General features: G+C 64.9%; 9 protein-coding genes and 1 pseudogene. All 10 read left to right on the forward strand.

Translation table 11 applies throughout. The features are described 5' to 3' along the window. Positions 1-7: 7 nt before the first annotated feature. The 10 genes and pseudogenes from UP06_RS39110 (at position 8) to UP06_RS39155 (ending at position 14,616) form a co-directional block, all read left to right on the forward strand. Positions 8-3,277 carry a transglutaminase family protein gene (locus UP06_RS39110; RefSeq protein ID WP_045009054.1) on the forward strand — a complete coding sequence of 1,090 codons (3,270 nt, stop codon included), beginning with the start codon at positions 8-10 and terminating at the stop codon, positions 3,275-3,277. 27 nt (positions 3,278-3,304) lie between these two features. Further along, on the forward strand, positions 3,305-5,830 hold the full coding sequence (locus tag UP06_RS39115) for a circularly permuted type 2 ATP-grasp protein (RefSeq protein ID WP_045009055.1): 2,526 nt from the start codon (positions 3,305-3,307) through the stop codon (positions 5,828-5,830). After that, positions 5,827-6,705 (forward strand): transglutaminase family protein, encoded by an 879-nt coding sequence (locus UP06_RS39120; RefSeq protein WP_045009056.1) that lies wholly within the window; start codon positions 5,827-5,829, stop codon positions 6,703-6,705. Before UP06_RS39115 ends, UP06_RS39120 begins: the two co-directional genes overlap by 4 nt. A 159-nt stretch (positions 6,706-6,864) precedes the next feature. Next, a complete protein-coding gene (locus UP06_RS39125; RefSeq protein WP_045009057.1) occupies positions 6,865-7,539 on the forward strand; it encodes a formyltransferase family protein in 675 nt (224 codons plus the stop codon). Next, positions 7,536-9,170: a tetratricopeptide repeat protein gene (locus UP06_RS39130; RefSeq protein ID WP_197087478.1), complete on the forward strand. Its 1,635-nt coding sequence runs from the start codon at positions 7,536-7,538 to the stop codon at positions 9,168-9,170. The genes UP06_RS39125 and UP06_RS39130 overlap by 4 nt, the downstream gene beginning before the upstream one ends. A 318-nt stretch (positions 9,171-9,488) precedes the next feature. Then, a complete protein-coding gene (locus tag UP06_RS39135) occupies positions 9,489-10,316 on the forward strand; it encodes an HD domain-containing protein (protein WP_045009059.1) in 828 nt (275 codons plus the stop codon). Between the two features lie 119 nt (positions 10,317-10,435). Then, positions 10,436-11,326, forward strand: a complete 891-nt coding sequence (locus tag UP06_RS39140) for an alpha/beta fold hydrolase (protein WP_045009060.1) — start codon at positions 10,436-10,438, stop codon at positions 11,324-11,326. A gap of 162 nt (positions 11,327-11,488) precedes the next feature. Further along, entirely contained in the window at positions 11,489-12,064 is a 576-nt protein-coding gene (locus tag UP06_RS39145) for an HdeD family acid-resistance protein (protein WP_045009061.1), read from the forward strand. A gap of 116 nt (positions 12,065-12,180) precedes the next feature. After that, positions 12,181-13,393 (forward strand): annotated as a pseudogene (locus tag UP06_RS39150) (ABC transporter substrate-binding protein). Positions 13,394-13,617: 224 nt separating this feature from the next. Continuing rightward, the gene (locus tag UP06_RS39155; RefSeq protein ID WP_044999899.1) at positions 13,618-14,616 is read left to right on the forward strand and encodes an IS5 family transposase; all 999 of its coding nucleotides are present in this window, start codon (positions 13,618-13,620) and stop codon (positions 14,614-14,616) included. Positions 14,617-14,646 lie beyond the last annotated feature (30 nt).

A 14,646-nucleotide genomic window follows, 5' to 3' on the forward strand; every position in this document is an offset into this window, starting at 1 on the left:
GCATCCCGTGTCGATCTACGTCGCATTACACCACGTCACGCACTATAAATACGACCGTCCGATCGATCTTGGCCCGCAGACCATCCGCCTGCGGCCGGCGCCGCATACGCGGACGCCGATCCTGAGCTATTCGCTCAAGGTCACCCCGGCCAATCATTTCGTGAACTGGCAGCAGGATCCGCTAGGCAATTGGATCGCGCGTTACGTCTTCCCGGAGAAGACCACCGAGCTGAAGATCGAGGTCGATTTCACGGCGCAGATGACCACGGTCAATCCGTTCGACTTCTTCGTCGAGCCCTATGCCGACAGCTTTCCGTTCGAATATACGCAAGATCTCAAGACGGAGCTCGCGCCTTATCTCGAGACCGTCAAGGCCGATCGGCTGTTCGCGAAATTTCTCGACACGATCCCGCACGAAGCCCCGAACACCGTCAACTTCCTGGTCGATCTCAATCGCGAGCTTCAGAAGCACGTCAACTACGTCATTCGCATGGAGCCGGGCGTGCAGACGCCGGAGGAGACGCTCTCCTCTGCTGCCGGCTCGTGCCGTGACTCCGCCTGGCTGCTGATCCAGACTTTCCGTCATCTTGGATTGGCTGCCCGTTTCGTCTCCGGCTATCTGATCCAGATCCGTCCCGACATCGATCCGATCGAGGGACCGCCTGAGGTCGAAAACGATTTCACCGATCTGCACGCCTGGGCCGAGGTCTATCTGCCCGGCGCCGGCTGGATCGGATTCGACGCGACCTCCGGCATGCTCGCAGGCGAGGGCCATATTCCGGTTGCCGCCACGCCGCATTATCGCTCGGCAGCGCCGATCTCCGGCGGCGCCGGCTTTGCGGAAGTCGAGTTCGCCTTCGACATGAGCGTCAAGCGCATCCGCGAGGCGCCGCGTATCACAAAGCCGTTCTCCGACGAATCCTGGACGCGGCTCAACGAGCTCGGCGAGCAGGTCGACGGCGATCTCGCCGCGCAAGATGTGCGTCTCACCATGGGCGGCGAGCCGACCTTCGTCTCCGTCGATGATCTCGAAGCGGCGGAATGGAATACGGAGGCTGTCGGCCCCACCAAGCGCGCGCTCGCTGACGATCTGATCCGCCGCCTGCGCACCCGCTTCGGGCCGGGCGGCTTGCTGCATTTCGGCCAGGGCAAATGGTATCCGGGCGAGAGCCTGCCGCGCTGGGCCTTTGGCCTGTACTGGCGCAAGGACGGCGTGCCGATCTGGAAGAATGCCGACCTCATCGCCAAGATCGAAAATCCGCGGCCGGCGCAGGCAAAAGACGCGGGGACCTTCATGGAGGGCACGGCGCTGCGGCTCGGGCTCGATCCCGGCTACATCATACCAGCCTATGAGGACACCGCGCTTTGGCTTCAGAAAGAAGCCGAGCTTCCCGTCAACGTCGATCCGTCCGACTCCAAATTGTCCGATCCGGAGGCACGCGCGCGCATCGCGCGGGTGTTCGAGCAGGGCCTCAACACGCCGCGCGGCTTCGTGCTGCCGGTGCAGCGCTGGAATGCGGAGCCGCGCTGGCGCAGCGAGCGCTGGACGCTCCGGCGCAATCATCTGTTCCTGACGCCCGGCGATTCACCGCTCGGCCTGCGCTTGCCGATCGGCTCGCTCGGCTACGTGCCGCCCAACCAATATCCCTACATCGTCGAGCGCGATCCGATGGAGGCCCGCGGCAAGCTGCCGGTGTTCAGCCTCCCGGCGCGTCCGGAAGCGCCGGAGCGGGTCGCGCCCGAGCAGCTCAACACGTCCGTTCCGGTCCGCACCGCGCTGTCGGTCGAAGTTCGCGACGGTGTGCTCTGCGCCTTCATGCCGCCGGTCGAGCAAATCGAGGATTATCTCGAGATGATCGCGGCGCTCGAAGCCACCGCCGAGGAGATGCAGCTCCAGGTCCATGTTGAGGGCTATCCGCCGCCGTTCGATCCGCGCGTCGACGTCATCAAGGTGACGCCTGATCCCGGCGTGATCGAGGTCAACGTCCAGCCGGCCAAGAATTGGCACGAGGCGGTCGATATCACGGTCGGGCTCTATGAGGATGCCGGCAAGACACGCCTCGGCGCCAACCGCTTCCTGGTCGACGGCCGACACACCGGCACCGGCGGCGGCAATCACGTCGTGGTCGGGGGTTCCAGCCCGGCGGACTCGCCATTCCTGCGGCGGCCCGATCTGTTGAAGAGCCTGGTGCTGTACTGGCAACGGCATCCGGCGCTGTCCTATTTCTTCTCGGGCCTGTTTATCGGTCCGACCAGCCAGGCGCCGCGCATCGACGAAGCCCGCCATGACAGCATCTACGAGCTCGAGATCGCGCTCTCGCACGTGCCGCCGCCGGGTTACCAGGCGCCGCTGTGGCTGGTGGACCGGCTGTTCCGGCATCTGCTCGTCGACATCACCGGCAACACCCATCGCGCCGAGATCTGCATCGACAAGCTCTATTCGCCGGACGGGACCACGGGCCGGCTCGGCCTGGTCGAATTCCGCGCGCTCGAAATGCCGCCCGATCCGCGCATGTCGCTGGCGCAGCAGCTGCTGATCCGCGCGCTGATCGCAAAGTTCTGGCGCGAGCCGCAGGCAGGCAAGTTCGTGCGCTGGGGCACGGCGCTGCATGACCGCTACATGCTGCCGCATTTCATCTGGGAAGATTTTCTGGACGTGCTCTCCGAGCTGAAACAGTCCGGCTACGCTTTCGAGTCGGAATGGTATCTGGCCCAGCTCGAATTCCGCTTCCCCGCGTTCGGCCGCGTCCACCATGGCGGCGTTACGCTGGAGTTGCGTCAGGCGCTGGAGCCCTGGCACGTGCTCGGCGAGGAAGGCTCGGCCGGCGGCACCGTGCGCTATGTCGATTCTTCGGTCGAGCGCCTCCAGGTCAAGGCGGAAGGCTTCGTCGAGGGCCGCCACATCGTGAGCTGCAACGGCCGCCGCCTGCCGATGACCTCGACCGGACGCTCGGGGGAAGCCGTGGCCGCCGTCCGCTTCAAGGCCTGGCAGCCGGCCTCCGGTCTGCACCCGACCATTCCGGTCCACGCGCCCTTGACCTTCGACCTGATCGACACCTGGAACGGTCGCTCGCTCGGCGGCTTCGTCTACCACGTCGCCCATCCCGGCGGCCGCAGCTACGACACCAAGCCCGTCAACACCTACGAGGCCGAGGCGCGGCGGTTGGCGCGCTTCCAGGACCATGGCCATACGCCAGGACCGATGCAGCCGCCGCCGGAGGAACGCACAAATGAGTTTCCGCTGACCCTCGACTTGAGAACGCCACTCCTGCAATGAGTATGAGGGTGGGGCAGGGAGAGGCGCATGGGCGAGGGCGCAGCCGAAGAGGACGAAAAGGCGGGTAGGGCGCAAGGTCAACGCGAAGGCCAGCGCCGTCTCGCGCAATGGGTCCGCGACTATAGCCGCCTGCCCGGCATTCCCGACGAGTTTCTCGGTCCGGACGGCAAGCCCCGCGCGGTCTGGAGCCGCTTTTTCGATGCCTTCGGTGCGCTCGCGCCCGACGAGATCGAGCGGCGCTTTGCCATGGCCGACCGCCATTTGCGCGAAGCCGGCGTCACCTACCGCGCACCCGGCGACAGCGCCGACCGGATCTGGCCGCTCAGCCATTTGCCGCTGCTGATCGACGAGGCCGACTGGCAGCAGCTCACCGCCGGCATCAAGCAGCGCGCCGAGCTTCTGGAGCTCGTGCTGCGCGACATCTATGGCGAGGGGAAGCTGGTTGCGGAAGGCGCGCTGCCCGCGGCCGCGATCGCCGGCAGCCCTGAATATCTCCGCCCGGTCTGCGGCGTGCCGCCGCCGGGCGGCCGCTACCTCTCGCTCTATGCCGCCGATGTCGGCCGCGGGCCCGATGGCCGCTGGTGGGTGCTCGGCGACCGCACGCAGGCGCCGTCGGGTGCGGGCTACGCGTTGGAGAACCGCCTGGTGCTCTCGCGCGCCTTCTCCGATCTCTACAAGTCGATGAACGTCCCGCGCGTCGCACCGTTCTTCGAGGCATTTCGCGACAGCCTTCGTGCGCGCGCCGATCGCGACGAGCCGCGGATCGGCGTGCTCTCTCCCGGCAGTTTCAGCGAGACCTATTTCGAGCACGCGACGCTGGCGCGCTATCTCGGCTTCCTGCTGGTCGAAGGCGACGATCTCGCCGTCAGCGACAATCGCGTCCACATCCGCACGGTCGCGGGGCTGAAGCGGCTCGACGTGCTGCTTCGCCGTGTCGATTCCAACTCGCTCGATCCGCTCGAGCTCGACGCCTCCTCGCGGTTGGGTGTGCCCGGGCTGATCGATGTGCTGCGCAAGGACGGCGTCGTCGTCGCCAACATGCCGGGCTCCGGCGTCCTGGAGGCGCGCGCGCTGCTCGGCTTCCTGCCGGCGTTAAGCCGCCGGCTGCTCGGCGAAGAGCTGAAGATGCCGCATATCGCGACCTGGTGGTGCGGCCAGCGCGCGGCGCGCGACGAGGTGTTGTCCCGGCTCGACGAGGTCGCGATCGAAGGCGCCTACCGGCGCGGCGTTCCCGGCTTCGACAGCAACGGCCCGGTGCTCGCGAGCGAGCTCGACAAGAGCGGGCGCCAGCGCCTGATCGATTCCATCACCACGCGCGGCATGGACTATGTCGGTCAGGAAGTGGTGCGGCTCTCGACCATGCCGGTGTGGGAGCAGGGCCAGCTCACGCCGCGTCCCTTCGTGCTGCGCGTGTTCGCGGCCGCGACGCCCGACGGCTGGACCATCATGCCTGGCGGCTTCTGCCGGATCGCCGAGCAGTCGGATGCGCGTGCGGTGTCGATGGGCGACGGCGCGCGTGCGGCCGACGTCTGGGTCGTCTCGGGAAAGCAGGTCTCGACGTCGTCGCTGCTGCCGACGACCGACAAGGTGCGGATCCGCCGCATCGCCGGCGTGCTGCCGAGCCGTGCCGCCGACAATCTGTTCTGGCTCGGCCGTTATCTCGAACGCGCCGAGGCGACGCTGCGGCTGGTGCGCGCATTGAGCTCGCCGAGCGGGCCCAACAAGGGCACCTCGGCCACGATGCAGTCGATCGAACGCATCCAGCGCCTGCTGGTGTCCTGGGGCGCAATCTCGCAAGCCTCGCGCGCCACGCCCGGGCGCATCGCCGCCGAAGCGTTACAGAGCACGGAGCGTTTCGGCTCGGCGTTGTCGCTGGTGCGCTCGGCGCAGCGCACGGCGACCTCGTTGCGCGAGCGGCTGTCGCCCGATGCCTGGCAGGTCATTACCGAGATGGCCGATCGGCTGGCCTACGAGGTCGAGGGCGACGACAGCGTGCTGAGCGCTGCCGAGCTGACCTTGCAGGAGCTTGCGAGCTTTGCAGGCCTTGCGCAGGAGAACATGAACCGCGCCGCCGGCTGGCGCTTCCTCGATATCGGCCGCCGCACCGAACGCGCCGTCAACACCACGCGTTTCGCGCGCCAGTTCGCCTATGACGAGGCCGGCGACGAGGACCTCGATATCCTGCTGACGCTGGTGGATTCCCAGATCACCTATCGCTCGCGCTATTTGCTCGCGCCGATCCTGGCCCCGGTGCGCGATCTCGCCGTGCTCGATCCCTACAACCCGCGCTCGGTCGCATTCCAGGTGACACAACTGAACGAGCACATCGCGGCACTGCCGAGCCTGAAGGAGCACGGCCTGATCGAGCGGCCGCAGCGGCTCGCGGTCGCGGTGCAGGCCATGCTCGCCACGGCCGAGGCCGAGAAACTCGAGGTCAAGACGCTGTTCTCGCTGGAGCAGGATCTGCTCAGCCTCGCCGAGGCGATCGGGCTGCATTATTTCCCCCATGGCCCCAATGCCAGCCGGCCGGAAAAGCTGACGGGGCTGGCGTGATCTACGATATCCGTCACGTCACCACCTACGAGTATGAAAGCCCGGTCAGCTTCGCCCGCTGCACGCTGCGGCTCGAGCCGAAGAGCGGAGGCGGCCAGGAGCTGATCTCGCACAGCGTCGAGATTCGTCCGCGCCCCGCTGAGCGCAACGTCCGGCGCGATTTCTTCGGCACGCTGACCGAAAGCGTCGTGATCGAGACTGCGCATCGCAACTTGCGGATCGACTCCCGCTCGCGCGTCTCGGTGTCGCGCCAGCCGCCGGCGCGCGATGCGTTGAGCCCGCCTTGGGAGAGCGTCCGCGACATCGCGTTCGAAGCAACCAGCCTTGGGCCATCGTCGCCCGTGGGCTACGTCTTTGCCAGCCCGCTCGTCCCGGTGCTGCGTCCCGTCAGCGCCTATGCGGCGACGAGCTTTGCGCCGGATGCGGGTATCCTTGCCGGCGCGGTCGATCTCATGCACCGCATCCGTACCGAGTTTCGCTACGATCCCAAGGCGACCGTGATCTCGACACCGCTCAACGAGGTTTTCGACAAGCGCCACGGCGTCTGCCAGGATTTTGCCCATGTGATGATTGCAGGCCTGCGCGGCCTCGGTCTGCCTGCGGCCTATGTCAGCGGCTATCTGCGCACCATTCCGCCGCCGGGCAAGCCGCGTTTGCAGGGCGCCGACGCCACGCACGCCTGGGTGTCGCTGTGGTGCGGGGCGGAGCTCGGCTGGGTCGATTTCGATCCGACCAACGATCTTCTGGTCGCCAACGACCACATCGTGCTCGGGGTCGGCCGCGACTTCTCCGATGTCTCGCCGGTCGACGGCATCATCGTCGGCTCGCCGAAGCAGAAGCTCGGTGTGGCCGTGGACGTGCTGCTGGTGGAATGACCGTAGTTTCACAGACTCGTTCTGTGAACGGATGCGTCTGGACGGCGGAAATTTGTTTCGGTGTATTTCTCGAATGTGCCGAACGGCCGTTCATTAATACGCTGTTAACGCTACCCCGCGACATTTTGGCTCACTTTCATCCTTGCTGAAGCCGAAGCCATGCTCGACAGCCTTGTGTTGCTGACTGACGCCGCCGAGCAGGTGGCGCTGTCGCGAATCCTGCGAAATTTCAGGCCGGATCTGGCGATTTGGCCGGTAGCTGACATCGGCGAGCTTCGCGGCATCGAGCCGGCGCTGCTCCGCAACGCCCGGCTGGTCGCCTTCGCGTCCGGCGCCATCGTACCGGCCGACCTGCTCGCGCGCTTCGGCTATGGCGCGTTCAATTTTCATCCGGGCCCGCCGAACTATCCGGGCTGGGCTCCGGCCCATTTCGCGCTCTATGACCGCGCCGACACGTTTGGCGTGACCTTCCACGTCATGGCGGAGCGGGTCGATTCCGGCACGATCCTCGACGCCGTGTCGTTCCCGATCCCGCAGGGCTGCGCCCTCCTGGGGCTCGGCGAACTCGCCTATGCGCACCTGCTGCAATTGTTCGAAGTGTGGGCGGAGCAATTGGCAGCCGAGCCGTCGCCGGTGCAACGGTGTACGCTGCCATGGAGCGGCCGCACCAACACGCGTCGCAGCTACAAGGACGCTTGCGATATCCCGCTGGATATTTCCAGCGACGAGTTGTGGCGCCGCATGCGCGCCTTCGGCGGCAATCACTACGGCATCGCACCCGCCATCAATCTGCACGGCGTCACCTTCACGGCGACGTTTCCGGAGACCACATGACGTCACCATCAATGGCCCTCGCGGCGCCGGCAGCCGGCTCGCCGAGCGTATCCGATTTGTTGTGCGCGGGGCGCGAGCATTACCAGCGCGGCGAGATCAGGCGCGCGATCGCGATCTTCCAGGCCGGGCTCGCGCTCGCCGCCACGGTCTCGATCGGTGTGGCAGTCGACGGCGTTGCCGATCTTCACGCCGCTCTCGCCAACGCCTTCATGCTCTGCGACGACATCGCGTCTGCCGCCGAGAATTACAAGGCCGCCTTGCGCCTTGCTCCTCATCTCGTTGCCTGCTGGTGCAATCTCGGCATCGTTCATCAGCGCAGCGGCATGGTGCAGGACGCCATCTCACTTTACCTGGAGGCGCTCCGGCGCAATCCGGGCCATCGGCCGTCGCGGACGAACCTGGCCCAGGCGCTGGTCGCAACCAGGCAGTTGGCCATCGCGCGGACGCTGCTGCTCGAATTGCTCGGGGAGACGCCTGACGATGCCGATCTTCGCAATCAGCTTGGCAAGGTCTGCTTCGAGCTCGGCGAGAGCGGCGAGGCGCTGGCGCAGTTCGAGCGAGCCGTTGCACTTGCTCCCGAACAGGCCGAGAATTTCTACTGGATCGGCGCGATCCGTCAAGCGCGCGGTGAGCTCGAGGCGGCGCGGTCCGCCTACGACCGCGCCGTGCAGGTGCACCCGATCCTGCGCAGGCCCGCAGTCAAATCGCCGCCGGCGTTCCGGGCCTTGGCACTGTTCGCGCCCTTCGTCGGCAATACGCCGGTCGAGTTTCTCTTCAAGGACTGCGCGTACCAGACCAGCATCCTGTCGCTGTTGCCCGGCAGCCAGCCGGACATCGGCCTGCTCGCGCGCGAGGCCGATGTCGTCGTCAACCTCGTCTCCGACGCCGACCAGGGCGCCAAGGTGCTGCCTCTCGCCATGGCCATCGCACGAAGCCTCGGCAAGCCGGTCGTCAACGATCCCGCAAAAATCCAGAACACGACGCGCGACGCCACTGCCGTAGCGCTCGCCGGCATCGATGGCTGCCGTGTGCCGCGCACGGACCGTATCGCAGCCGGTGAGGGGCTTCCGGCCGGTCTCGACCTTGCCTTTCCGCTGCTGGCGCGACGTGCCGGGATGCACGGCGGCGACGTCTTCGAGAAATTCGAAGATGTCGCTGCGCTGGCCGCGTTCCTCGCCGCGCAAGCGGACCATGATCGCTATGTGATCGACTATATCGACTATCGCTCCGTCGACGGCTTCTTCCGCAAGTACAGGTTCTTGTTCATCGGCGGAGAGATTTTGCCCTATCATCTGGCGATTGGGGACGATTGGAAGCTCCATCGCGACAGCACCGAGATGGGGCGCCATGTCTGGATGCAGGACGAGGAGGAGTGCTTCCTGCGCGATCCCGAACAGGTCTTCGGTGCGGCCCACTACGAGGCGTTGCGGCTCATCCGCGATCGCATCGGCCTCGATTATTTCGGCATCGATTGCGGGCTCGACCGCGACGGCAAGCTCGTTGTGTTCGAGGTGAACGCCTCCATGCTGGTGCACGACCAGAATCCGGAATTTCCTTACAAGGACCTGTACATAAGCAGGATCAAGGTCGCGTTCGATGCCATGCTCGGACGTGTTGCACGGGGGAATTGACGCCGTCGTTCGCAGAAAAGTGCAGGCGGCCACGCCGGACCGCAGGGCATTTCCGGCTCTTGCAGTCAGGCTCATAGAAATCCGATAAAGCGAATTCCCGGCCGCCTTCGGCCTTCGAGCCGTCCCGCATGACCTGGCAGGGTGCACCGAACTGTGACCGCAACCGTGATGTTGCGCGGCGGGACTGCAACATATTTCCGTATTCTTGTCTCGAGATTTGGTCAGCCGGCCGGATTGGGCTATGCTGAGCTTGCGTCGAGGACGAGAATGAGACGTCGGGAGTTGGCGTGGGACACCGCCGACAGCGGGGCTGCATCCATGATGACGTTACCGAGACTGGCGGCCGAATCCCTGGAGAAGTTGCTCGGTACGTTCATGCGGCGTCGGTACGACGAGACCTCCGCAAGTATCGTCGAGAGCGCGACCCGCACCGCCATGGAATGCATCGGCAATAGTGATGCGCTCTACCATAACATCGAGCACACGATGCAGGTGACGCTGGCGGCTCATTCCATCATGAGTGGCCGAAATCTCCACACCCACCTGACAGCCGAGGATTACGTCCATGTCTTGATCGCCTGCCTCGCCCACGACATCGGCTATGTGCGCGGCCTGTTCGAGGAGGATGACGAAGACGGTTTCTTGATCGACGAGGCCGGCACCAAGGTGTCACTGCCGCGCGGCGCGTCCGATGCCAGTCTCATGATGTATCACGTTGACCGCTCGAAGCTTTATGTCACGCGGCGGTTGCGACATATTCCGGGGCTGGACCCGGGACGCATTGCCCGCGCCATCGAGGGCACGCGGTTTCCTGCCCAGCATGGCCAAGATTATGACGACGAGGCATCGATCCTGCGCGCCGCCGACTTTATCGGACAGCTCGGCGATCCCAACTATCTGCGCAAGGCCAACGCGCTCTACTACGAGTTCGAGGAGGTCGGGATGAACCGCCAGCTCGGCTACGACTCGCCCGCCGACATCGTGAACCGCTATCCGCAGTTCTATTGGAACAGCGTCGCACCGCATATCCAGACCGAGATCGGCTATCTGAACAAGACCGAGATCGGCCGGCAGTGGATTGCCAATCTCTACAGCAACGTGTTCCGCGCCGAACGCGACATCTCGCTGTCCGGGCCGCAGAAATAGGTCGGCCCCCCGTAGCCCGCATGGAGCGAAGCGGAATGCGGGGACGCCTGCATCCGCGAATCCCGGATTGCGCTGCGCTCCATCCGGCCTACGATAGCGAGCAGATCCGTGAGTAAATCATGCAACAAAAAACAGTCACCACGGACGTCCTCGACATCGCCTATCTCGATTACGGCGCGCCGGACGGGTGGCCCTGCATCATGGGCCACGGCTTCCCCTATGACGTGAACGCCTACGCCGAGACCGCGCCGATCCTCGCGCAAACCGGCGCGCGGGTGCTGGTGCCCTGGCTGCGCGGTTACGGCCCGACGCGGTTTCGCTTCCCTGAGACGCTGCGCTCCGGCGAGCAGGCGGCGCTGGGTGCCGATCTGCTTGCTTTCATGGATGCACTTGGCATTCAACGCGCGGTCGTCGGCGGCTATGACTGGGGCGGGCGCGCGGCCTGCGTGGTCTCGGTGCTGCATCCGGAGCGCGTGATCGGGCTGGTCTCCGGCAATTCCTACAACATCCAGAACATTGCCCGCGCCATGGAGCCGGCGTCGCCGCCGGAGGAAGCGGCGCTCTGGTATCAATATCTCTTCCACAACGAGCGCGGCCGCCGCGCGCTGGAGCGCAACCGGCGCGGTTTTGCCCGCCAGCTCTGGTCGATGTGGTCGCCGAAATGGACCTTTGACGATGCGGCGTTTGAGAAAAGTGCGGTGTCCTTCGACAACCCCGACTTCGTCGACATCGTGATCCACTCGTATCGTCACCGCTACGCGCTGGTCGCGGGCGATCCCGCCTATGCCGGGATCGAGGCGACGCTTGCGGCCCAGCCACCGATCCGCGTCCCGACGATCGCGATTGACGGCGACAGCGACGGCGTCAATGCCGGCACCGCGCATCACGCACGCAAGTTCGAGGGCTTTTTCGAGCGGCGCGTGTTCACGGGCGCCGGTCACAATCTGCCGCAGGAGCGGCCGGCCGAATGGGCTCAGGCCGTGCTCGACGTGCGCAAGGCGGCCGGGTGAGCTGATTTTTTCGGCAACGATCGCGGACGTGTTGCGCCGCATTCGATCTTGATTTGGGTCAACGTTGGCGCCGGCCAAGGCTGCTCTGCTGGCTGTTGTCCCGGTGCTATCGGTGCTATCCTAAAGCTGCGCTCTGGGGCTTCGCATGCAGGAGTAGCCGTCATGACAAGTGTTTCGGATACGTCTCCAAACCTCAGCCTGGGATCGGGCATTGCCGCGCTGCACGCCAAATGGGGCTGGATCGTCGCCCTTGGCATCGTCTATCTCATCGCCGGCTTCGTCGCGCTCGGCAGCATGGTGATGGCGACGGTGGCGAGCGTGATCGTGGTCGGTGCGATGATGATCGTCGCAGGGGTCACCGAGGTGATCGGCGCATTCCAGATGAAGAGCTGGGGCAAGTTCGTGATCTGGGCCTTGCTCGGCGTGCTCTACATCGTCGCGGGTTTTCTCACCTTCGAGAACCCACTGTTTGCTGCAGCGCTGCTGACCTTGTTCCTCGGCGCCTCGCTGCTCGCCTCCGGCGCGGTCCGGCTGTTCCTCGCCTTCAGCATGAAGCGTGAAAGCCCGTGGGTCTGGGTGGCGCTGTCTGCCGTCGTCACGCTGCTGCTTGGGCTGTTGATCCTGGCGCGCTGGCCGGTCAACAGCGTCTACATTCTCGGCCTGTTCCTCGGCATCGATCTGATCATGGCGGGCGCAGGTTGGGTCAGCCTGGGCTTCAGCCTGCGGCGGCGGCATTAGCTCACCAGCAACTCGACGCAAGACCGTCCGAGATAACTCCGCTGATCTGACACGCTGGCAAAAGGCAGCACGCCGCGCGTTCGCGTCGCGCGGATGATAATCACCGGGGAGAAACCATGAAAGCCGCTTTGGCCCTGGCCGCAGCGTTGGCTGCCGCCTGCCTGTCCACGCCCGTCGCCGCGCAAAAATCTTACGGTCCCGGCGTCAGCGACACCGAGATCAAGATCGGCAACACCATGCCCTATAGCGGGCCGGCCTCGCCGCTCGGCATCACCGGCCGGGTGCTCACGGCCTATTTTGACGAGATCAACGAGAAGGGCGGGGTCAACGGGCGCAAGCTCAATCTGCTGTCGCTGGATGACGCGTTCTCCCCGCCCAAGACCATGGAAGCGGCCCGGCGCCTTGTCGAGGGCGACGGCGTCGCCTTCATCTTCGCGACCATGGGCACGGCGCCGAGCTCGGCGGTCGCAAAGTACCTCAACAGCAACAAGGTGCCGCAGCTTTTCCTGATCAGCTCGGCCTCGAAGTGGAACGACCCCGCCAACATGCCCTGGTCGATGGCGTTGCCGTGGGCGCCGAACTACACCAGCGAAGCCGCGATCGACGTCGCTTATGCCCGCGCCAAGAACCCGAACGCGCGGTTCGCGGTGCTCTATCAGAACGATGACGCCGGCAAGGAATATCTTCGCGGCGTCAAGGAAGCGCTTGGCGCCGATGCCGACAAGGCGATCGCGATGGCCTCAAGCTTCGAGGTGGCCGACCCCACCATCGATTCCCAGGTGCTGACGCTCGCCAACACCAAGGCCGACGTCTTCATGATTTACTCAGTGACGCCGCGCGCCTGCGCGCAGGCGATCCGCAAAGCCCATGAGGTCGGCTGGCAGCCGACGCGCTTCCTCGCCTCGGGCTGCGCCAACAAGGCGACGGTGATGGTGCCGGCGGGTCTTGATGCGGGCAAGGGCGTGCTGTCGCTGGGGTCGCTAAAACCGTTCACGGCTGAACCGAAGGACGATCCGGCGATGTCGGCCTATATCGACTTCATGAAGAAGCGCCTGCCCAATGCCGACATCAAACAATGTCGCCGCGCTCTACGGCTATACGGTTGCCGAAGCGCTGGTGGTCGTGCTGAAGCAGTGCAAGGACGATCTGACGCGCGAAAACATCATGGCGCAGGCGTCCAACCTGAAGAACGTGCCGCTGTCGCTGCTGCTGCCCGGCATCACGCTCAACACCACGCCGCAGGATTTCCGTCCCATCAAGGACGGCTATATGCTCCAGTTCGACGGCAACGACTGGGTCGTGGCGAGCGAGCTGTTGCGCGGGACGTGAGGGGCGGCCGCGTTGACGGTGCACCCTCTCCCCTTGCGGGAGAGGGTGGATGCGCGAAGCGCAGCCGGGTGAGGGGTATCTCTCCGCGTGCGAAACTGCCTTTTGTGTTCGCGGAGAGATACCCCTCATCCGGCGCTTCGCGCCACCTTCTCCCACAAGGAGGGCTTTGCACAATCGGCTGCACGTGATTCTTTGAATCATGGCTGATTCTAGCGAGGGGAGCCATGGTTGAGCGCAATGTCGGTCAGATGAGCTTGGCGGATGGCCTGGTTCGGGCACCGCGAAGCAGCATCCTGGATGAGGTGGAGGCTGTTGTGGATTGGGCGCCGCTGCGCTCGCTGCTTGGCAAGCGGGGCGGCGATGGTGCCGGCAACAGCAGCTATCCGGCGGAAGTCTTGCTTCGCTGCTTGCTCGCCGGGATCTGGCACAATCTGTCTGATCCCGCGCTGGAAGCGGCCATTGCAGACCGGTTGTCGTTCCGCCGCTTTGTTGGTCTGAGCCTGCACGATCAGACCCCGGATCACACGACATTGTGGCGGTTTCGGCAGGAACTCGCCAAGGACGGTCTGATCGAGAAGATCTTCACTGAGATCAATCGGCAGTTGGAGGCCAAGAAGCTGATCCTCAAGCAGGGAACGCTGGTCGACGCCTCGTTAATCGCGGCACGAGCCACTCCGCCCCGCAAGGCACGCAAGGATGGCGAGGATACGCCACCCAAACCATCTGCGGATCGCGATGCTCGCTGGGGCCGGAAAGGCAAAAAGAGCGTGTTCGGCTATAAAATCCACACGGGCGTGGATGCAGGTCACACCCTCATTCGTCGCGTCCATGTGACGGACGCCTCAATCACCGATACCGAGCCAGCGGATCGTCTGTTCTGCGGCGATGAGGCCGCGGTCTATGGCGATCAGGCCTACTACACGCATGCCCGGCACGCGCGTCTTAAAGAAGCTGGCATCAAGGACCGCCTGATGCATCGGCCCAACAAGCATCATCCCGAACTGCCGCCGCGGCAGAAGCTGCGCAACAAACTAATCGCCAAGGTGCGCGCCGCCGTCGAGCGTCCGTACGCCGTGTTCAAGGAGCATTATGGTCTCCGGCGGATGCGCTTCTTCAACTTCGAGCGCAATCAGGTGCACATCGTGCTGGCCTGCTGCGCCTACAACCTACGGCGTGCGGCCGGCGCATTGGCCGCACAACGCCAGGAGTCCGTCTCCGCATGAAAAAACAGAGGACAACAGGGGATGAAATGA

This window comes from Bradyrhizobium sp. LTSP857 (assembly GCF_000938285.1).
GTDB lineage: Bacteria > Pseudomonadota > Alphaproteobacteria > Rhizobiales > Xanthobacteraceae > Bradyrhizobium.